Below are 20,348 nucleotides of genomic sequence, written 5' to 3'. Positions count from 1 at the left end.
AATGTCTTACGAGTTTATAATTATTATACCTGTGTATTACAGATAAAATTAGTTTTTATTTTAAAACTTTTGCAATCATTTCACCAATCTTAGCTGGAGAACTCACTACATGAATTCCGTTTTCTGCTAAAATTTTCATTTTTGCTTGTGCTGTATCATCAGCTCCACCAACAATTGCACCTGCGTGCCCCATTGTTCTTCCTGCTGGTGCAGTTTGACCTGCTATAAAACCAACAACTGGCTTTCTGTTTCCATCAGCTTTAATCCATTTTGCAGCTTCTGCTTCTAAATTACCACCAATTTCACCAATCATTACAATTGCTTCTGTTTCTGGGTCATTCATTAATAACTCAACAGCTTCTTTTGTTGTAGTTCCAATAATTGGATCTCCACCAATACCTATTGCAGTTGTAATTCCGTATCCTTGTTTTACAACCTGATCTGCTGCTTCATACGTTAAAGTTCCTGATTTAGAAACAATACCTACTTTACCTTTTTTAAAGATAAAACCTGGCATAATACCAACTTTAGCTTCGTCTGGCGTAATTACTCCTGGACAGTTTGGGCCTACTAATCTACAGTCTCTACCATCAATATAAGCTTTTACTTTTACCATATCTGCAGTAGGAATCCCTTCTGTAATACAGATAATTACTTTAATTCCTGCGTCTGCAGCTTCCATAATTGCATCAGCAGCAAATGCTGGTGGTACAAAAATAATTGAAGTATCGGCTCCTACTTCATCTACAGATTCTTTTACTGTATTAAAAACAGGCTTTCCTAAATGCTCTTGACCTCCTTTACCTGGAGTTACCCCTCCAACTACATTCGTTCCATAATCAATCATTTGACCAGCATGAAAAGTACCTTCACTACCTGTAAAACCTTGAACAATAATTTTTGAATTCTTATTTACTAAAACACTCATTGGTTTGATATTTTATTTTGTTACACAAAAATAGTTTATTGATAGTTTCTAAAAAAGGATTCAAACAAATTATTATCAATAAAAAAGTAATAATTATATGTTTTAAGCTCCTTTATTTTTTAGAACAAGACAGTCTTAATGTTTTTATGAGTTTTAATTCTCAAAAAAAAACAATCAAGATTACTTTCTATCTTTTAAAAAACGTTTTATTTCTGCCATTTCTTTTAATTTTTCTCTTGATTCTGAAACTGGAGTTCCGAAATAACTTTTTCCTCCCGCAACAGATTTTGTAACTCCTGTTTGACCAAGAATTATAGCACCTTTACCTATGGTAATTCCGCTATTTGTGCCAACTTGTCCCCAAATTGTTACTTCATCTTCAATAATTACACAACCAGCAATACCTGTTTGTGATGCTATTAAACATTTTTTTCCAATTTTCGTATCATGACCTACATGAACTTGATTGTCAATTTTTGTGCCTTTTCCAATAGTCGTATCTCCTGTTACACCTTTATCTATAGTACAAGATGCACCTAAATCTACATTATCTTCTAAAACTACCCTACCACCAGAAATCAATTTATCAAATCCTTCTGGTCTATTTTTATAATAAAATGCATCTGCTCCTAAAACCGTATTCGCATGTATAGTAACATTATTACCAATAAATGTATTATCGTAAATAGTTACGTTTGGATGAACTACACAGTTTTTACCAATTGTAACATTGTTTCCAATAAAAACATTAGGCTGTATTACTGTATCTTCTCCAATAATAGCGGTTGCAGCAATACTTACTTTAGATGCTATAAAAGGATTAAAATATTTTGTGATTTTATTAAAATCACGAAAAGGATCCTCGGAAATTAATAATGCCTTTCCAACTGGGCAATCAACTTTTTTGTTGATTAATATTGTGGTTGCAGCAGAATTTAATGCCTTGTCGTAGTACTTAGGATGATCTACAAAAACAATATCTCCTTTTTCTACAACATGAATTTCGTTGATTCCTAAAATCTCGAAATTTTCATCACCAATAAATGTAGTATCTATTAGTGTTGCTATTTGCTGAAGTGTTTGTGGTTTTTGGAATTTCATGTTTCAGTTTTCAGTCGCAATAATCAGTCACAGTTTCAGTATTGAGTAAGCACTGCAAACTGCTACTGAATACTGCTCACTAATTCTTACTCTTTAATACGTTCTTGATACGTTCCTTTTGTAGTTTCTACCTTAATTTTATCTCCTTCATTTATAAATAAGGGTACATTTACAGATGCTCCTGTTTCTACTGTAGCAGGTTTTGTTGCATTTGTAGCTGTGTTTCCTTTAACACCAGGTTCTGCATGGGTAACTTCTAAAATAACACTTGCAGGCATTTCAACAGAAAGAGGCATATTATCTTCAGAATTGATGATAATTGTAACAATCTCTCCTTCTTTCATTAATCCAGGATTGTCTAAAGCAGCTTCTAACAAACGAATTTGCGTATAATCTGCTTCATTCATAAAGTGATAAAATTCACCATCGTGATATAAAAACTGAAATTTATGAGTTTCTACACGTACATCGTCAATTTTTCTTCCTGCAGGAAAAGTATTATCTACTACTTTACCGTTACTAACACTTTTTAATTTTGTTCTTACAAATGCAGGCCCTTTACCAGGTTTAACATGTAAAAATTCTATAATTTTATATATATCGTTGTTGTATCTAATACACAATCCGTTTCTAATATCTGATGTTGTTGCCATATTTTATTGATGTTTGCCTTTAGTTATTTACTATAAGCAATAGTTGTTAATTTTATTTTTAAGCTTTATAAACGATACTTTACTATAAAAAGTTAGTTCGCTTTAGAGTAACCTTTCATAATTCCTCTATGAGATTCTTTTATAAATTGTATAATCTCATCGCGTTCTGGAGTTGCTTCCATTTCTGCTTCTATAATATCAATTGCTTGTGAATTGTTATAATTTCTTTGAAAAAGTATTCTATAAATATCCTGAATTTCTCTTATCTTTTCTGTTGAAAAGCCTCTTCTTCTTAATCCTACAGAATTAATACCTACATAAGCAAGAGGTTCTCTTGCTGCTTTTACAAACGGAGGAACATCTTTTCTTACCAAAGAACCACCTGTTACAAAAGCGTGGTTTCCTATTGATGCAAATTGATGCACTGCAACCATACCTGCTAAAACAACATTGTCTCCAATAGTAACATGACCTGCTAAGGTTGTATTATTAGAAAAGATACAATTATCACCAACAAAGGTATCATGTGCTATATGACAATACGCCATAATTAAACAATTGTCACCAATTTTGGTTTTCATTCTATCTGAAGTACCTCTGTTTATGGTAACACATTCTCTAATAGTTACGTTGTTACCTATTTCTACAGTAGTTTCCTCATCATTAAATTTTAAATCTTGTGGAATTGCTGAAATTACTGCTCCTGGAAAAATTCTACAATTTTCACCAATCTTAGCACCTTCCATAATAGTTACGTTAGATCCAATCCAAGTTCCAGAACCAATGGTTACATTATTATGAATGGTAGTAAAAGGTTCTATTACTACGTTTCTTGCTATTTTTGCTTGCGGATGTACATACGCTAAAGGTTGATTCATAGTTTATTTTTTTCTAGCAATTTGAGCCATTAATTCTGCTTCTGCAACTATTTTTCCGTTTGCATAAGCATACGCTTGCATGTGGCAAATACCTCTTCTTATTGGGGTAATTAACTCACATTTAAATGTTAAAGTATCTCCAGGTAAAACTTTTTGTTTAAATTTTACATTATCCATCTTCATAAAATAAGTTAGATAATTTTCTGGATCTGGTACCGTGTGTAAAACTAAAACACCACCACATTGTGCCATTGCCTCAACTTGTAAAACTCCTGGCATTACAGGTGCCCCTGGAAAATGTCCTACGAAAAAGTTCTCGTTCATGGTTACATTTTTCATACCAACAACGTGTGTATCAGAAAGCTCTAGAATCCTGTCAATCAATAAAAATGGAGGTCTATGAGGTAGCACATCCATAATCTGATGAATATCCATTAAAGGAGGTAAATTCAAATCGTATTGAGGAACGTTATTTCTTTTTTCTTGCTTAATAATTTTTGCTAATTTCTTTGCAAATGAAGTATTAATTAAGTGTCCTGGTTTATTAGCAATAACTTTACCTCTAATTCTAATACCCACTAAAGCTAAATCTCCAATTACGTCTAATAACTTATGTCTTGCAGCTTCATTAGCCCAATGTAAAGTAAGATTATCTAAAATACCGTTTGGTTTAACAGCTATATTATCTTTTTTAAATGCTGTTTTTAATTTTTCCATGGTTGCTGCAGACAATTCTTTGTCTACATATACAATAGCATTGTTTAAATCACCACCCTTAATAAGGTCATGCTCTAAAAGCATTTCTATTTCATGTAAAAAACTAAACGTTCTAGCATCTGCAATTTCTGTTTTAAAATCAGAAATCTTTTCTAGATTTGCGTTTTGCGTACCTAATATTTTAGTTCCAAAATCTACCATAGTTGTAACTTGGTATTCATCTGATGGCATTAAAATAATTTCGCTTCCTGTAACTTCATCTTTAAAAGAAATAATTTCTTTTACTACATATTCTTCTATATCTGCATCTTGCTCTTGTATACCCGCACTTTCTAATGCTTCTACAAAATATTTAGAAGAACCATCCATAATTGGTGGTTCTGAAGAATCTAATTCTATTAAAAGGTTGTCTATATCTAAACCTACAGCAGCAGCCAAAACATGCTCTGAAGTCTGAATTTGAACTCCATTGCGTTCTAAGTTAGTTCCTCTTTGTGTATTTACAACATACTCTGCTTTTGCCGCAATAATTGGCGCTCCCTCTAAATCTATTCTGCTAAAAGCAAAACCATGATTAACAGGTGCAGGTTTTATGGTCATATTTACAGTGTTACCAGTGTGTATACCTACGCCAGATAAACTTACCTCTTTCTGAATTGTCTTTTGCTTTTTACTCATTTATTATCAGTTTTTGAGACTTCAACTCTTTTTCTATATTGCTAATTTTCGATGCTATTTTAGGTAGATTCCTAAAATAAACCGAACTTTTATTAAAATCTTGTATTTTAAATGCAGGTGAACCATTTACCATCTCATTATCTTTTAAACTTTTAGAGATACCTGCTTGGGCTAATATTTTTACATTATTACCAATTGTTATATGACCTGCAAAACCTACTTGCCCCCCAATCATACAATTTTCACCAATTTTGGTGGAACCTGCAATACCTGTTTGAGCTGCAATTACGGTATTTTTTCCAATCTCTACATTATGGGCTACTTGTATTTGATTGTCTAACTTTACACCATCATGAATAATTGTAGATCCCATAGTGGCTCTATCAATTGTACAAGCAGAGCCAATATCTACATTGTCCTTTATAATAACATTACCTATTTGAGGTATGGCAGTATATACTCCGTTTTTATCTGGTGCAAAACCAAATCCATCTCCACCTATAATAGATCCAGAATGAATTTTGCAATTATTACCTATAATTGTTTCAGAATAAATTTTTACTCCAGAAAAAATGACGCAATTATTACCAATAATTGAATTATCACCAATATAAGCATTTGGATAAACCTTTACATTTTCTCCTAAAACCACATTTTCTCCTATATAAGAGAAGGCACCAATATACTCATCAACACCAATTTTTGCCGAGTCAGAAATAAAATGAGGGCTTTCTCTACCCATTTTATTATTTTTAACTTCATTGTAAAATGCTAATATTTTAGAAAAAGCTTCATAAGCACTTTCTACTTTTATTAGTGTTACATTCACTTCTTTTTCCGGAACAAAAGTATTGTTAACAATAACTACAGATGCATTTGTAGTATATAAAAAAGATTTATATTTCAGGTTAGAGAGAAAGGTTAAAGAACCTTTTTCTCCTTCTTCTATTTTAGATAATTTAGAAACTTCTACATCAGAATTACCTACGATGTCACCTTCTAAAATATCTGCTATTTGTTGTGCTGTAAATTTCATTAAGCGCAAAAATATAAAATTTATAGTGATTTGGCTAATCTCATTCTATTTTGGATAACAAATAAAGTATTTTATTACCGGATTTGTAAGCGCTTGTAAATTTAATTGATCCGATGCTTTGGCAATATCTCTTAGTTTTCCCTTTTTATTCAGAATAAAAATAGGTTTTTCTTGCTGATATGCTTGATTTTCGATTTTTTTGGTGAAAACAAAATATTTTGCTTCATTTTCTGAAAGCGTCAATTTTTTTGAAACTTTATTTATTTTTTTATTCAATTCTGACGTTTCAAACTCTTTTTGCTGAATTTCTATACGCAACAATTTTCTATTAACAATCATCATAGATAGTAAAGATAAAATTTTATCACTATGATTTGCCCATTCTTTTATGGCAGACATTACATCATAATCATCCAATTTAGAAAACATTTCTAAAGTTTCATCTGTAAAATTATCTTGCGATATTTTTTTATAAAGAAAATAACGTAAAGAAGTACTTGCAAACAATTCTACTCCATCATCCGCCAATTCTTTTGCTCTTTTTAAAACATTAACCAGCATATTTTCTGCGACTAAACCCGTTTTATGTAAATATACTTGCCAATACATTAATCGTCTAGCAATTAAAAAGTTTTCTACAGAGTAAATTCCTTTCCCTTCAATAACTAATTCATCATCCTTTACATTCATCATAGCAATTAACCGATCCGAAGAAATATTACCTTCTGTAACACCTGTATAAAAACTATCACGCTTTAAATAATCTAATCTATCTATATCTAATTGACTCGATATAAGCTTGCACAAAAACTTTCTAGGATATTTTCCCTCAAATATTTCGATAGCTATATCTAACCTTCCGTTAAATTCATCATTCAATTTTCTCATAAATTTTAATGAAATTTCTTCATGAGAAATGCCATTTACAATACTATGCTCTAAAGCATGCGAGAAAGCTCCATGACCAATATCGTGCAATAAAATTGCTATATACAAACCATTTTCTTCTTCCTCAGAAATTTTTACTTGCTTAAAACGTAAAACTCTTACTGCTTTTTGCATTAAATGCATACAACCAATGGCATGATGAAAACGCGTATGATTTGCACCTGGATATACCAAATTAGAAAAACCCATTTGGGTAATCCTTCTTAAACGTTGAAAATAACGATGTTCTATTAAATCAAAAACTAAAGTATTTGGTATTTGTATAAACCCATAAATAGGGTCGTTCAAAATCTTTAATTTATTATGTTTTTTATTCTTCAAATGAGTCTTTTTATCAATCTATGGCAAATTACAAATTAATGCCACGAACTAGCAAATTTAAAGTTTTAGTTTTTTCTGAAAGCAATTATATTTAGAAAAAAGAAACTTTGATAATAAAATATGATTAATAGCCTTATTTCTTTTTAAAAATAACGAATTCATTTATAAGTAGTATCCTCAAAATTGGCAATATTTTATCATTTTTAAAACCTAAAAAGTATAACTTTTAATTACTTTTATACTTAATTGTTAAAATGATAAACAAAAATATGAGCAGTATACAAATTTTATGGGTAGATGATGAAATAGAGTTATTAAAACCGCACATTCTTTTTTTGGAACGTAAAAATTACAAAGTAACTACTTCTACCAATGGTGCAGATGCTATTGATTTAGTAGGTGAAAAAAATTTTGATATCGTTTTTTTAGATGAAAATATGCCTGGATTAACAGGACTAGATACGCTTGCAGAAATTAAACAAATACATGCAAATTTGCCTGTTGTTATGATTACAAAAAGTGAAGAGGAATATATAATGGAAGAAGCAATTGGTTCTAAAATTGCAGATTATTTAATAAAACCTGTAAATCCAAGTCAGATTTTATTAAGTTTAAAAAAGAACTTAGATCATTCTCGTTTAATATCAGAAAAAACTACCTCTAACTACCAACAAGAATTTAGAAAAATTTCTATGGATTTAGCCATGGTAAATTCTTATGAAGAATGGATAGATCTATACAAAAAATTGGTGCATTGGGAATTAGAGCTAGAAAACATTAGCGACCCTGGAATGTTAGGTATTTTAGAAAGTCAAAAACAAGAAGCCAATAGTCAGTTTTTTAAATTCATCAAAAAAAATTATGAAGATTTTCTAACAGCACACGATAAACCTACCTTTTCTCACACACTTTTTAAAAACTACGTGGTACCAGAGTTAAGTAAAGACCAAGGAGTTTTATGGGTAGTTATAGATAATTTACGTTACGATCAATATAGAATTTTAGAACCTTTAATAAATAATCATTACAAAAAGGATCAAGAACATTCTTATTTTTCTATTCTACCAACAGCAACGCAGTACGCTAGAAATGCAATATTTTCTGGATTAATGCCTTCTGAAATGGAAAAACGTCATCCAAATTTCTGGAAAAATGACACCGATGAAGGCGGAATGAATCTGTTTGAAAACGATTTCTTAACGGCACAAATAAAGCGTTTAGGTTTAAATATTACACACGAATATTATAAAATCACCACCTTAAAAAACGGAAAAGAATTAGCCGATAACTATAACGGAACCAAACAAAACGATTTAACCGCTGTGGTGTATAATTTTGTTGATATGTTGTCACATTCTAAAACAGAAATGGAAGTAATTAAGGAGTTGGCAGGAGACGATAAAGCATACAGAAGCCTTACGTTAAGCTGGTTTAAAAACTCACCATTGTTCGAAATCATACAAAAAGCACAACAATTAGGTCAGAAATTAATTATTACCACAGACCACGGAACCATCAATTGTAAAAACCCAACAAAGGTAATTGGTGATAAAAATATTAGTGCCAATTTACGCTACAAAACAGGTAGAAGTCTTTCTTACGAAGATAAAGATGTCTATGCTGTCAGAAATCCAAAAGACATTTTTTTACCAACTGTAGCCATGAATAGTCCGTTTATTTTTGCCAAAGAAGACCTGTTTTTTGCGTATCCAAACAACTTTAATCACTTTGTTAAATACTACAAAAACACCTATCAACATGGAGGTATTTCTTTAGAAGAAGTTATTATTCCATGTGCCGTTTATAGTCCGAAGCAAAAGTAGTTTACTACAGCAGTAAAAGTTATATAGTTTTAATTATTAGAAGCTATTTCCTGCTTTCACTACTCGCTTTTATTGCTAAAAAAAAAGCAATAAAGAGCTCAAACAAACCTTTCAATCAGGGCTAAACTTGTTTGCTAACACAATTAATTATAAAAATAGTCTGACAGGTTTAAACTACTTGTTAGACTTTTTTAATTTAACAAATTGAGCATTAAAAACATAGCCTCTCCTCCTTCATTTATAAAGTTTAAAGATTATTGACTGTAAACAATTACTGTTTACTGAATACTTTTTATATTTTTGTCTTTATGAAAAAAAATTACTCTTTAGAAGATTTATCTGAAGTTGCAGCTGAGATTATTACATCCGCAGAAAATAGAACGTTATTATTTTACGGACAAATGGGCGTTGGTAAAACAACTCTTATAAAAGAGATCTGCAAACAATTAGGTGTTTTAGACAGCATCTCCTCTCCTACTTTTTCATTAGTTAATGAATATCAGACTACAAATAGTGAAAAAGTTTTTCATTTCGATTTTTACAGAATTACAGACGAGGAAGAAGCCCTAGACATGGGAATTGAAGAATATTTAGATAATAATAATTGGTGCTTAATAGAATGGCCAGAAAATATAGAAAATTTACTACCTTTAGAGGCTGTTCAAATTTATTTGACTATTTTAAATAACGAACAACGAAACATTCAACTAAAATAACCTAACTATGAGTTCATTTTCTCCTTTCAGTAAAGAAGAATTGCTTCCGCAAGAAGAAATGTTGGAAATTAAAAGGCAAAAAGGAGAACTTTTTATTGGTTTGCCAAAAGAAACCTATTTAGGTGAAAAACGTGTTTGCTTAACACCAGATGCCGTTTCCGCATTATGTGCTCACGGACATAGAGTTGTCTTAGAAACAGGTGCTGGAGATAACGCAAATTATGCAGATAGAGAATATTCTGAAGCAGGTGCAAAAATTTCTTATGATGTAGAAGAGGCTTTTAAATGTAATATTGTTTTAAAGGTTGCTCCGCCCACTGAAAGTGAAATCGAATACATGAATCCGCAAACAATTCTAATTTCTTCGCTACAATTAAAAACTCAAAATAAAAAATACTTTGAGTGTTTGTCTAAGAAAAGAATCACTGCCGTTGCTTTCGATTATATTAAAGACGATCATAATACCTATCCAATTGTAAAATCTTTAAGTGAAATTGCTGGTACCGCCTCTGTATTAATTGCTGCCGAACTAATGAGTGGAATTAACAAAGGAAACGGTCTATTATTAGGTAATATTGGTGGTGTTCCGCCTTCTAGCGTTGTTATTTTCGGTGCCGGAACGGTTGGTGAATACGCTGCAAAAACAGCTATCGGTTTAGGTGCAAGAGTAAAAGTTTTTGACAATTCTATTAGCAAATTACGCAAACTACAAGATTCTTTAAGCGCACCTATTTACACTTCTACACTACAGCCAAAATCGGTTGCAAAAGCATTAATGCGTGCAGATGTAGCAATTGGAGCCATAAGAGGTAAAAATAGATCGCCCATTTGTGCTACAGAAGAAATGGTAGAAACCATGAAAGAAGGAGCTGTTATTATAGATGTTAGTATAGATAGAGGTGGTTGCTTTGAAACCTCTAATGTTACTACGCACAAAACACCTACTTTTATAAAACACGGTGTTGTACATTACTGCGTACCAAATATCCCTGCTCGTTATGCAAGAACAGCTTCTTTATCTATAAGTAATATTTTTACCCCATATTTATTAAATATTGCAGAAGAAGGCGGTTTTGAAAATGCCGCTCGTTTTGATAAAAGTTTACGAAACGGAATGTATTTCTATCACGGAATTCTTACCAATAAAACAGTTGCCGATTGGTTTGATTTACCATTTAGAGATATTAATTTATTAATTATTTAACCTTCCCCCTAAAATTAACCTTCCCTCATAACATCAATATTTTTCTATTATAAATATTTATTAGTATGAAACATTTAAAATTTAAAACGAGTAACCTAAATAGATTTTTTAAATCTATATTTTTTGTTGCTGCGTTATTACTTACATTTTCTACCTTTTCTCAAACGGTAACGGTAGATGATACCAAAACAACAGAACAACTAGCTAATCAACTTATAGATAACTCTTGTATCAATCTCTCTAACGTAGATATTTCTTCAAGTAAATCTGTTGCCACTTTTAATAATAATGGTGGTGATTTCCCTATAAATAAAGGTATTATTATAAGAACAGGTAAGGCTAAAGATACAGAAGGACCTTTTACAGATACAAAGTTAAGTAGTGAAATTTCGTTAAGTGGAGATCCTGATTTACAAGACATTAGTGATAATGATGGAGGTAATAAAAACATTACCGATGTTGGTTCTCTAGAATTTAACTTCACACCTGTTAGCAAAAACTTTAGTTTTAATTACATATTTGCTTCTAATGAATATGGCGTTTTTCAATGTGATAGTAGAGATTTATTCGCTATTATACTAACCAACCTAGAAACTGGAATAAGTAACAACATAGCAACTATTACAGATATTAAACAAAATGTTTCTGTTAAAAATATAAGAGACATTAATAATAACGGTTTTTGCCCTTCTGTGAATGCAGAATTATTTAGTACTTATTATGTAGATAATAGTAATAACTCAACCATAAATATGAGAGGTTTTACAAAGACACTAAAAGCCGAAGCATCAGTAGTGCCAAATAATAAATACAAAATAAAATTTGTTATCGCAGATTATGATAATTCAGGTTTTGACTCTGCAGTATTTATAGAAGCAGGTAGTTTTAATAATTCTTTAGATTTAGAAGCAGATAAAGAACTTTGTAACGGGGATGATGTTATAATAGATTCTGGTTTTTATGAAACTGATGGTTTTAAGTTTGAGTGGACAAAAAACGGCACTCCATTAACTGATAATGGAACTAAAATTACGGTTAACACTATAGGTACATATGCATTAACAATTACATCTTTAACAGCCCCAAGTTGTCAATTAACCGATGAAATAGAAATTACATCTTTAAAAGCAACAACTCCAGACGATATTGATATTTGTACAGAAGATACAACACTTAATATTCCAGATAAAGTACAAAGTCAAATATTAAATGGAGCACCACTATCTAACTACACTATTGATTACTTTGAATCTATAGATGATGCTAACAATAGCAGAAATCCAATTACAAACCCTACAAATTATCCAATAACAACAAATGCATTTACGCTTTGGGCAAAATTATCTATTACTGATAAAGAGTGTTTTGATATTGTTAGTTTTAATGTAAGCATTACTTCTCCTCCTTTAGTAGACCAATTACCAGATGCTTATGCTTGTAACGAATATGCGTTGCCAAACCTAATACATGGAGAATATTATACAAAACCTGGTGGTGATGGTGATAAATTGGCTGTAGGTAAAAAAATCACAACAGAAAGTACAATTTATATTTACAATAAAAATGAGACTACAGGTTGCTACAGTCAAACAAGTTTTAAAGTATACTTTGCTGAAAATTATAGTATTGCTACAGATCATTGTGAATCTTTTACAATACCTGAGACTCCATTAGGTAAATTTTATACAAAAGAAAATGGAAAAGGAGAATTACTAGCAACTGGTGAAGTTTTGACAGAAGATACAACTATCTATTTTTATTCTGAGTTTAATGGGGAAGCATGTGTAAATAAACAATTTGAGATAGTTTTAAATACAATTCCGCCTGTAGATGATATTGACGACATTATTACTTGTGAATCGTATGTTTTAGACCCATTACCTAGTGGTGGTGCATATTATACAGGATATAATGGTACAGGTACAAAATACTTACCAGGAGATCTAATAGAATCTACAATTCGTTTATTTGTATATAATAAAGATGAAGCTACTGGCTGTACTTCTGGAGGGTTATTATCTAATAGATTATATGTTACCATTATAAAACGTAGTGAATTTCCAGATATCATAAAATGCGGTAGTTATACCATACCAACTACAAGTATAGGGAAATATTATACCGACAATACTTATGGAACAATAATACCAGCAGGAACTCCAATTACTTCAACACAAAAGATTTACTATTATGCAAATGAAATAACCACTACACCAAATTGTACTGGTTATGAGATCTCTGTAACCATTAACCCACTACCAAAAGTAGATGATATTGATGACATTGTAAGTTGTGAAGATGATTTACCTAAATTACCTTCATTAGAAAATGGAAGTTATTACACAAAATCTGGTGGTCCTGATGCCCCAGGACAAATTCTATTATCTGAAGGTGATGAAATAAATAGCTCACAAAAAATTTATATATACAATACTAACACAATTTGTACTTCAGAGACAGATTTTAATGTAATTATTAATAAAAAACCAATAATACCCGATTTTCCTGATGTTAAAAAATGTGACCCTTTTGAGTTACCAATATTAAGTTTTAGTGGAAGATATTTTACTGAATCTGGAGGACCAAACGGAACTGGGACAGAAATGTTTCCTGGAGATTTTATTGAAGAGGGTACACAAACTATTTTTATCTACAGCGAACACCCAGATTTAGAAACTTGCACTAATGAAAAAAGTTTTGAAGTAACTATTTTAGTCAAGGTAGTAGATGAATTAGATGATGTAATATTAGCTTGTGACTTTTTTAAACTCCCCGTTTTAGCCAATGGTAATTATTATAAAAATATTGATAAAACAGAACCTTTAACTGCTGGTGATATCATTAATTCAAACCAAACAATTTATATTATTGGAGAAAATTCTATTAGATATGAACCTTGTCAGAGTATTAGTTCTTTTGAAGTAAACATCTTTGCCAAACCAAATTTAGAAGATTTAGGAGTCATAAATGATATAAACCAATGCAGTTTCGCTACGTTACCTTCGATTACCGCCCCTGAAATTATAGTAGAATATTATAGCGATTTAAATAGAACTACTTTAATACCCCCTTCAGAATATACGATTACAAATAATAGTTCAGAAATTATTACTAATACTATTTATGTACGCGCATACTCTATAGGTTACCCAGGATGTTTTGCCGATGGTACCTTTTTAGTTACATTATATCCATTATTAAATATAGAGGCAAAAGGAGGAACTATTTGTGTTGATTATGACACAAACGAAACAAATAATCCTTTCTTAATAGAAACAGGAATAGATTCAAGTGCTTATGATATAAAATGGTATTTAAATGGCGATTTATTTGACAACTCTAGTGCTGAATGGGAAGCTGATAAAGTTGGTACATACCGAATAGAAGCTACACGAAAGATTGATATAAATAACCCTAATAGTAGTACTGACTGTAATTATCGCCCTACAGAAGTGGTAATAGAAAGTTCTACTCCTAAATTTGAAGTAAATATCTTATCAGAAAATTTCTCTAGTTCATACGAAATAGAAATAAACACAATCGAACAAGGTTTAGGTAATTATACATATTCTTTAAATGGTACAGATTTCTCTACAAACAATATATTTAGAAATATAAGTCGTGGCTCTTATATTGTTACAATTAGAGACCTTGACAATATTTGTAATGATATAGAACTTGAGTTTACTGCCTTAAATAATCCAGTTTATTTTAACCCAGATGAAGGTGATTATTGGAATATTACTGATTTAAAAGATGACCCAACAGCAACAATAGATATTTTTGACAGGTTTGGTATACTCATAAAAACTATAAAACCGAGTGGCCCTGGTTGGAATGGTTTAAGTAGTAACGGTAATAGGATGCCAAGTACAGATTATTGGTATGTATTAAAATACACAAATACAGATGGAGACCCTGCAATTTTTAGATCTCACTTTTCTTTAATAAGAAAATAAGTAATATTGTTTAAAACTGAATAAAAGACTTAAATTTGCACTTCAAAATTTTACAATGCTCATTAAACGAATAGGTTATTATTTAGTAGGTTTATCATTAGGTTCTATTGCTGTATATTTTTTCTGGCAAAAGAAACAAGCTACTTTTGATTATGGAATGGATGCTAGAACACTAAAATCAATCAGAATTAAAGAACGTTTATTTTCTGATGATGCTAGAAGTGCGATGCATAAATTTGATATTGATTCCTTAAAAATAAATACTATTTTATATACAGGTGATGTCAATTTTGGTAAAAGCAAACCAAGACAAGAACCTTGTCCTGAATATTATATTACAGGTACTAAAGACTTAGAAAAGGTAAGTTTATTAGTGAAACGTTGCGAATCTACCGCTACAATTGAGAAAATAATAGTAAAGTAATAATATTTTGTTTTTATCTATAAATTGATAAAACAATCTATACTTCATAAAAAAAGTCATTCCTGTTAAAGTAGGAATGACTTTTTTTTATTTTCCTTTTAAATTTTCATGATAATGTTTTTCTATTTTATCTACATTTTTAATCGTTTTGCGAACCCAATTAAAATACAAAACGTCTTTTTCTTCTTTAGATAATTTCCAATCAACAGAAGAATTTCTCAATTTTGTGGTTACATCTTGTAAAATAATTGCTGCGGCGACAGAAATATTTAAACTCTCGGTAAAACCTACCATTGGTATTTTTAAAAAGCCATCTGCTTGCTCTTTTACGTAATCAGAAACGCCCTCTGCTTCTACTCCAAATACAAATGCAGATTTTTTAGTAATATCAAAATCTTGTAATAAACAAGAATCATTATGTGGCGTTGTTGCTATAATTTGATATCCTTGTTCGCGCAGGTTCTCTAAACAAACTTTGGTATTATCACCGTCTTTTTTATATCTTTTAGAGGTAATCCATTTTTGTGAACCTTTTGCCACATGTCTAGACACTCTATTAGTGTATTTATTTTCTATGGCATGTACATCTTGCACACCAAAAATATCTGCGGTTCTAACCACAGCACTTGCATTATGAGGTTGAAAAATATCTTCTAAAACCACCGCAAAATGACGCGTTCTATCTTCTAAAACCTTTTTAAAAAGATTTTTCCTCTTATCTGTTAAATAAGTTTCGAAGTAATTTAATAGTTTATCATCAATCATAAATACAAACTTAATTTTATTATTTTTACCTTACATTAAGAATTTATAAAAATACAAAAACAGATTATCTAATGAAAAGATTAGTTGTTTTAACTGGAGCAGGAATTTCCGCCGAAAGCGGTATACAAACATTTAGAGATGCAGATGGTTTATGGGAAGGACATAATGTAATGGAAGTTGCTTCGCCTGAGGGTTATGCAGCCAATCCTGAATTGGTTTTAAACTTTTACAACGAACGCAGAAAGCAACTTTTAGAAGTTGCACCAAATAAAGGTCACGAAAATTTAGTGGCTTTAGAACAGAGTTTTAATGTTGAAATCATTACCCAAAATGTAGATGATTTACACGAACGTGCAGGAAGTAAAAAGGTAACGCATTTACATGGTGAACTTTTAAAAGTGAGAAGTTCTGTTGATGAAAATATGGTTATAGACTGGAAAAAAGACTTAGTTTTAGGAGATTTATGTCCTAATAAAAGTCAATTAAGACCTCACATTGTTTGGTTCGGAGAAATGGTACCCATGTTAAATAAAGCGATCGAAATTACTAAAAAAGCAGATATTTTAGTAATTATTGGTACCTCTATGCAAGTATATCCTGCAGCTGGTTTGGTAGATTTTATAAAACCTAATACACATATTTACTTTATAGATCCTAAACCTGCCGTTTCTAAGGGGCGTTTTAATAATTTAATGATTATTGAGGAAGTTGCAAGTGTTGGAACGGAAAAATTGTTGGAATTATTGAAAGGTTAAATTACCCATTTATTCTGTTTTATCTATAATTTTTTCATCACATCTCATTTAGAAGTGAGCTTTTTGGCCTTTCGACTTCGCTCAAGATAAACTAATGAGAGATCTCATAGTGCTTCTAGACTCCTCTTTATACCTCATTCAGAATGACATAGAACATGTTAATTAAAAATAGTCAGCAAACAACTCTAGCCCTGATTGAAGTGGTATCCTTTTTATAGCACTTAAAATTAGCTAATAAATTTCTAACAAAAGATTGCCGTTTCACACAGTAAAAGTACGATTCGCAATGACAGCTATAAAAAGATATAACGAAAAGCAGGAAATAGCTTCAAATAAAAATTAATCAATCATATTTTTTAAGTAAAACTGCTCTACTTTTTCTCTTGCCCAAGGTGTTGTTCTTAAAAACTTTAAAGAAGATTTGTACGTAGGATTGTTTTTAAAGGCATTTATATTTAAACTGTATCCTAATTCTTCCCAACCATATTCTAAGAAAAGTTCTTCTAACATGGTGGCTAATTTTATACCGTGTAACGGATTATTTGGTTGTTCTGTGCTCATAATTATTAATCTAAATTTGGCAATACAAAATCGTCTAAAACAGACTTTTTTGCCATCATTTTTTCTATTTCTTTTAGGGTTCTAGGTGCTTCTGCAGAAAGATTTACAGGACCTTTTTTAGTCACTAAAATATCGTCTTCGATTCGAATACCAATTCCCCAATATTTTTTATCACAATCACTACCTTCAGGAATGTAAATTCCGGGCTCCATAGTAACCACCATATTTTCTTCAAAGTTATTATAATTTCCTGGATCGTGCACGTCTAAACCAATATGATGCAAAACTCCGTGTGGTAAATAGTTGTGTCTTTCCGTAATAGATTTTATAATTCCGAGTTGAAATAAGCCTTCATTAATCACTTTTATCGCTGCCATGTTTGGCGCACTCATTGGTTCGCCTATTTTATACAAGGCAATTCCTGCTTCTTGTGCTTTATAGACAATATTGTAAATTTCTGCTTGTGCTTTTGTGAATTTTCCGTTAGCAGGAATTGTGCGCGTTACATCTGCCGTGTACCCTCTATATTCCGCTCCTAAATCCATTAAAACTAAATCGTTGCCAACTTTTGTTTTATTATTTTCGATATAATGCAAAATGCAACCGTTGTTTCCGGCACCTACAATAGACGGATATCCTTCGTATTCTGCACCATATTTTTTGTACACAAATTCATGGATTCCTTGTAACTCTGTTTCCGACATGTGTGGTTTCATTGCCTTCATTACCTCTATTTGTCCAACAGCAGAAATTCGCACTGCTTTGGTTAATAACTTAACTTCTTCTGCTGTTTTAACCTCCCTCATGGTTGCTAAAGTATTGGTTAAAAAGTAAAAATTGAAGTTATTATTCTTTTTAGCGATTAATCTTATGAAGATTTTTTTCTGATAATCTTTTAATTCATTATCACTTTTCGCTTTTGCAAAATTGGTAATCAATTGGTCGTTTTGTAACTCTGGAAAACGAGTAAGATCTTCATTTATCTTTTTAGAAAGCTCAATCATATTTTTATCAGGAACATTTGCAATCTGATTATATGCTTTCTCTATGTTTTTAGATAAAAATTGAATTTCATTAAAACCTGATTTTTCCTTAAAACTTGCTACTAAATCATAAATTTCAGCATTATTTCTAGATGAATTTCTATAATCATCCTTAAACTCTGTAATAAAAACCTTATTAAATTTCTTAAAATCAATTTGTGACGCTATAAAATCTTCTGCATTCATTGTGGTATTAAAACCTAACTCATCTGCTGCTTTTTCTGCCCCCAAGCGTTTTCCATACCACATTTCTGCTCTTGCATCCTTTTTTTGTACATATAAAACCTCGTTATAAGAATTTCCTTTTTCATCTATTTGAAACTCAGAAAACAATACTAAAACTGCATTTGGTTCTCTGTAACCGGTTAAATAATAAAAATTAGGATCTTGATGAAATACATAATCTACGTCATTTGCTCTGTTTCTTATAGGGTTTGCAAACACAACAGCCACCGAGTTGTTTGGCATTTTAGAACGTAAAATTGCACGTCTTTCTTTATGAAATTCTTTTGGTAAATAATCTGTAGGAGTTTGCGCAATACTATTTAAGGTAAATAGCAAAAAAGTGACAAATAAAAAGTTAAAAACTTTCATAAAGGTGGTTTTATAATTGAGAATTTCAAAAGTAACATTTATTATTTTCTAGGTAAAAATATTAACAAAGTATTCGTGATAGATAATTCCATTTTTTTCAATAATTTAGCTGAAATTTAAGAAATCTATACATGAAAAATATTGCATTAAATAATATTCACGTTGCTTTAGGTGCTAAAATGGTTCCTTTTGCTGGTTACAACATGCCTGTACAATACGAAGGAGTTACAGCAGAACATTTAACTGTTAGAAATGCCGTTGGTGTTTTTGATGTTAGCCATATGGGAGAATTTTTAGTAGAAGGTGAAAATGCCTTAGCTTTAATACAAAAAGTAACTTCTAATGATGCTTCTAAACTAGAGATTGGAGATGCACAATACAGCTGTTTTCCTAATGAAGATAATGGGATAGTAGATGATTTAATTTGTTATAAAATTAAGAAAAACACGTATTTACTAGTTGTAAATGCATCTAATATTGAAAAAGACTGGAATTGGATTTCTAAATACAATGAGGAGTTTAATGCTGATTTAAGAGACTTATCTGAGGGGTATTCATTATTAGCTATTCAAGGTCCTAAAGCTATAGAAGCAATGCAATCTTTAACTTCTGTAGATTTAGCAAGCATTCCTTTTTATAAATTTAAAATTAGTGATTTTGCCGGAATTGAGAATGTAATAATTTCTGCAACGGGTTATACTGGTTCTGGCGGATTTGAAATTTACTGTAAAAATGAAGAAGCTGAACAAATTTGGAATAAAGTTTTTGAAGCTGGAGCAGATTTTGGAATTAAGCCGATTGGTTTAGCTGCAAGAGATACTTTACGTTTAGAAATGGGCTATTGCTTGTACGGAAATGATATTAACGATACAACATCTCCTATTGAAGCAGGATTAGGTTGGATTACAAAATTTACCAAAGAATTTGTAAATGCAGAAGCTTTAGCAAAAGAAAAAGAACACAAACCAGAAAGAAAATTGGTTGCTTTTGAACTTGATGAAAGAGGAATTCCAAGACATGGTTATGATATTGTAGATGGTAGCGGAAACGTTATTGGAGAAGTTACTTCTGGTACTATGAGCCCTAGTTTACAAAAAGGAATTGGAATGGGTTATGTACCAAGAATTTTATCTAAAGTAGGTACACAAATACATATTCAGGTTCGTAAAAAAGCAATTCCTGCAACAATTGTAAAACTTCCTTTTTACAAAGGATAAAATAATATGTTCGTTAGAGCTCATTCA

The 20,348-nt window shown here is 31.0% G+C and carries 17 protein-coding genes; 7 read left to right on the top strand and 10 right to left on the bottom strand.

Annotation, left to right across the window (positions count from 1 at the left end):
• Positions 1-55 precede the first annotated feature (55 nt).
• The 7 genes from sucD to H0I27_RS08740 all read right to left on the bottom strand — a co-directional run bounded on the left by sucD (position 56) and on the right by H0I27_RS08740 (position 7,260).
• Positions 56-928, bottom strand: a complete 873-nt coding sequence (sucD, locus tag H0I27_RS08770; RefSeq protein WP_218730350.1) for a succinate--CoA ligase subunit alpha — start codon at positions 926-928, stop codon at positions 56-58.
• 180 nt (positions 929-1,108) lie between these two features.
• The gene (locus tag H0I27_RS08765) at positions 1,109-2,029 is read right to left on the bottom strand and encodes a UDP-3-O-(3-hydroxymyristoyl)glucosamine N-acyltransferase (protein WP_218730349.1); all 921 of its coding nucleotides are present in this window, start codon (positions 2,027-2,029) and stop codon (positions 1,109-1,111) included.
• An 86-nt stretch (positions 2,030-2,115) separates the two neighbouring features.
• On the bottom strand, positions 2,116-2,682 hold the full coding sequence (gene efp / locus H0I27_RS08760) for an elongation factor P (protein WP_218730348.1): 567 nt from the start codon (positions 2,680-2,682) through the stop codon (positions 2,116-2,118).
• Between the two features lie 92 nt (positions 2,683-2,774).
• Positions 2,775-3,560, bottom strand: a complete 786-nt coding sequence (gene lpxA / locus H0I27_RS08755) for an acyl-ACP--UDP-N-acetylglucosamine O-acyltransferase (protein ID WP_218733708.1) — start codon at positions 3,558-3,560, stop codon at positions 2,775-2,777.
• Between the two features lie 3 nt (positions 3,561-3,563).
• On the bottom strand, positions 3,564-4,955 hold the full coding sequence (locus H0I27_RS08750) for a bifunctional UDP-3-O-[3-hydroxymyristoyl] N-acetylglucosamine deacetylase/3-hydroxyacyl-ACP dehydratase (RefSeq protein ID WP_218733706.1): 1,392 nt from the start codon (positions 4,953-4,955) through the stop codon (positions 3,564-3,566).
• Positions 4,948-5,991, bottom strand: coding sequence for a UDP-3-O-(3-hydroxymyristoyl)glucosamine N-acyltransferase (gene lpxD, locus H0I27_RS08745; protein WP_218733704.1), 1,044 nt, complete (start codon positions 5,989-5,991; stop codon positions 4,948-4,950). Before lpxD ends, H0I27_RS08750 begins: the two co-directional genes overlap by 8 nt.
• 45 nt (positions 5,992-6,036) lie before the next feature.
• A complete protein-coding gene (locus tag H0I27_RS08740) occupies positions 6,037-7,260 on the bottom strand; it encodes an HD domain-containing protein (RefSeq protein WP_218733702.1) in 1,224 nt (407 codons plus the stop codon).
• 269 nt (positions 7,261-7,529) lie between these two features.
• Between H0I27_RS08740 and H0I27_RS08735 the strand changes: the two genes are divergently transcribed.
• The 5 genes from H0I27_RS08735 (at position 7,530) to H0I27_RS08715 (ending at position 15,386) form a co-directional block, all read left to right on the top strand.
• Entirely contained in the window at positions 7,530-9,083 is a 1,554-nt protein-coding gene (locus tag H0I27_RS08735; protein ID WP_218733700.1) for a bifunctional response regulator/alkaline phosphatase family protein, read from the top strand.
• A gap of 308 nt (positions 9,084-9,391) precedes the next feature.
• Entirely contained in the window at positions 9,392-9,799 is a 408-nt protein-coding gene (gene tsaE / locus H0I27_RS08730; RefSeq protein ID WP_218733699.1) for a tRNA (adenosine(37)-N6)-threonylcarbamoyltransferase complex ATPase subunit type 1 TsaE, read from the top strand.
• A 7-nt stretch (positions 9,800-9,806) separates the two neighbouring features.
• Positions 9,807-11,003 carry an alanine dehydrogenase gene (locus H0I27_RS08725; protein WP_218733698.1) on the top strand — a complete coding sequence of 399 codons (1,197 nt, stop codon included), beginning with the start codon at positions 9,807-9,809 and terminating at the stop codon, positions 11,001-11,003.
• Between the two features lie 65 nt (positions 11,004-11,068).
• Positions 11,069-14,962: a choice-of-anchor L domain-containing protein gene (locus H0I27_RS08720; protein WP_218733696.1), complete on the top strand. Its 3,894-nt coding sequence runs from the start codon at positions 11,069-11,071 to the stop codon at positions 14,960-14,962.
• Between the two features lie 55 nt (positions 14,963-15,017).
• Positions 15,018-15,386, top strand: a complete 369-nt coding sequence (locus H0I27_RS08715; protein ID WP_218733694.1) for a DUF4258 domain-containing protein — start codon at positions 15,018-15,020, stop codon at positions 15,384-15,386.
• A gap of 87 nt (positions 15,387-15,473) precedes the next feature.
• Here H0I27_RS08715 and H0I27_RS08710 read toward each other — a convergent pair whose 3' ends face one another.
• Entirely contained in the window at positions 15,474-16,151 is a 678-nt protein-coding gene (locus H0I27_RS08710; protein ID WP_218733692.1) for an RNA methyltransferase, read from the bottom strand.
• A gap of 71 nt (positions 16,152-16,222) precedes the next feature.
• Between H0I27_RS08710 and H0I27_RS08705 the strand changes: the two genes are divergently transcribed.
• The gene (locus H0I27_RS08705) at positions 16,223-16,906 is read left to right on the top strand and encodes an NAD-dependent deacylase (RefSeq protein ID WP_218733691.1); all 684 of its coding nucleotides are present in this window, start codon (positions 16,223-16,225) and stop codon (positions 16,904-16,906) included.
• A 339-nt stretch (positions 16,907-17,245) separates the two neighbouring features.
• Here the strand turns inward: H0I27_RS08705 and H0I27_RS08700 are convergent, their stop codons facing one another.
• Together H0I27_RS08700 and H0I27_RS08695 are read right to left on the bottom strand one after the other, a co-directional pair.
• Complete coding sequence (locus tag H0I27_RS08700; protein WP_218733689.1) at positions 17,246-17,467, bottom strand: VF530 family DNA-binding protein; 222 nt, start codon at positions 17,465-17,467, stop codon at positions 17,246-17,248.
• A 5-nt stretch (positions 17,468-17,472) separates the two neighbouring features.
• Positions 17,473-19,104, bottom strand: coding sequence for an aminopeptidase P family protein (locus H0I27_RS08695; protein ID WP_218733687.1), 1,632 nt, complete (start codon positions 19,102-19,104; stop codon positions 17,473-17,475).
• A gap of 131 nt (positions 19,105-19,235) precedes the next feature.
• On the opposite strand from H0I27_RS08695, the gene gcvT reads away from it, so the two are divergent.
• Positions 19,236-20,321 carry a glycine cleavage system aminomethyltransferase GcvT gene (gcvT, locus tag H0I27_RS08690; protein ID WP_218733685.1) on the top strand — a complete coding sequence of 362 codons (1,086 nt, stop codon included), beginning with the start codon at positions 19,236-19,238 and terminating at the stop codon, positions 20,319-20,321.
• Positions 20,322-20,348: the final 27 nt, after the last annotated feature.

Source organism: Polaribacter sp. HaHaR_3_91, assembly GCF_019278525.1.
Classification (GTDB): domain Bacteria; phylum Bacteroidota; class Bacteroidia; order Flavobacteriales; family Flavobacteriaceae; genus Polaribacter.
Note: the sequence above shows the minus strand (reverse complement) of the source record. Positions and strands in the feature narration are given on the sequence as shown.

Excerpts from the sequence above, each read along its gene's own strand:
- H0I27_RS08720 (WP_218733696.1), top strand. The coding sequence starts at position 11,069 with ATGAAACATTTAAAATTTAAAACGAGTAACCTAAATAGATTTTTTAAA.
- H0I27_RS08710 (WP_218733692.1), bottom strand. The coding sequence starts at position 16,151 with ATGATTGATGATAAACTATTAAATTACTTCGAAACTTATTTAACAGAT.
- H0I27_RS08735 (WP_218733700.1), top strand. The coding sequence starts at position 7,530 with ATGAGCAGTATACAAATTTTATGGGTAGATGATGAAATAGAGTTATTA.
- H0I27_RS08700 (WP_218733689.1), bottom strand. The coding sequence starts at position 17,467 with ATGAGCACAGAACAACCAAATAATCCGTTACACGGTATAAAATTAGCC.
- H0I27_RS08695 (WP_218733687.1), bottom strand. The coding sequence starts at position 19,104 with ATGAAAGTTTTTAACTTTTTATTTGTCACTTTTTTGCTATTTACCTTA.
- tsaE (WP_218733699.1), top strand. The coding sequence starts at position 9,392 with ATGAAAAAAAATTACTCTTTAGAAGATTTATCTGAAGTTGCAGCTGAG.
- gcvT (WP_218733685.1), top strand. The coding sequence starts at position 19,236 with ATGAAAAATATTGCATTAAATAATATTCACGTTGCTTTAGGTGCTAAA.
- H0I27_RS08725 (WP_218733698.1), top strand. The coding sequence starts at position 9,807 with ATGAGTTCATTTTCTCCTTTCAGTAAAGAAGAATTGCTTCCGCAAGAA.
- efp (WP_218730348.1), bottom strand. The coding sequence starts at position 2,682 with ATGGCAACAACATCAGATATTAGAAACGGATTGTGTATTAGATACAAC.
- H0I27_RS08765 (WP_218730349.1), bottom strand. The coding sequence starts at position 2,029 with ATGAAATTCCAAAAACCACAAACACTTCAGCAAATAGCAACACTAATA.
- H0I27_RS08750 (WP_218733706.1), bottom strand. The coding sequence starts at position 4,955 with ATGAGTAAAAAGCAAAAGACAATTCAGAAAGAGGTAAGTTTATCTGGC.
- sucD (WP_218730350.1), bottom strand. The coding sequence starts at position 928 with ATGAGTGTTTTAGTAAATAAGAATTCAAAAATTATTGTTCAAGGTTTT.
- H0I27_RS08705 (WP_218733691.1), top strand. The coding sequence starts at position 16,223 with ATGAAAAGATTAGTTGTTTTAACTGGAGCAGGAATTTCCGCCGAAAGC.
- lpxD (WP_218733704.1), bottom strand. The coding sequence starts at position 5,991 with ATGAAATTTACAGCACAACAAATAGCAGATATTTTAGAAGGTGACATC.
- H0I27_RS08715 (WP_218733694.1), top strand. The coding sequence starts at position 15,018 with ATGCTCATTAAACGAATAGGTTATTATTTAGTAGGTTTATCATTAGGT.
- lpxA (WP_218733708.1), bottom strand. The coding sequence starts at position 3,560 with ATGAATCAACCTTTAGCGTATGTACATCCGCAAGCAAAAATAGCAAGA.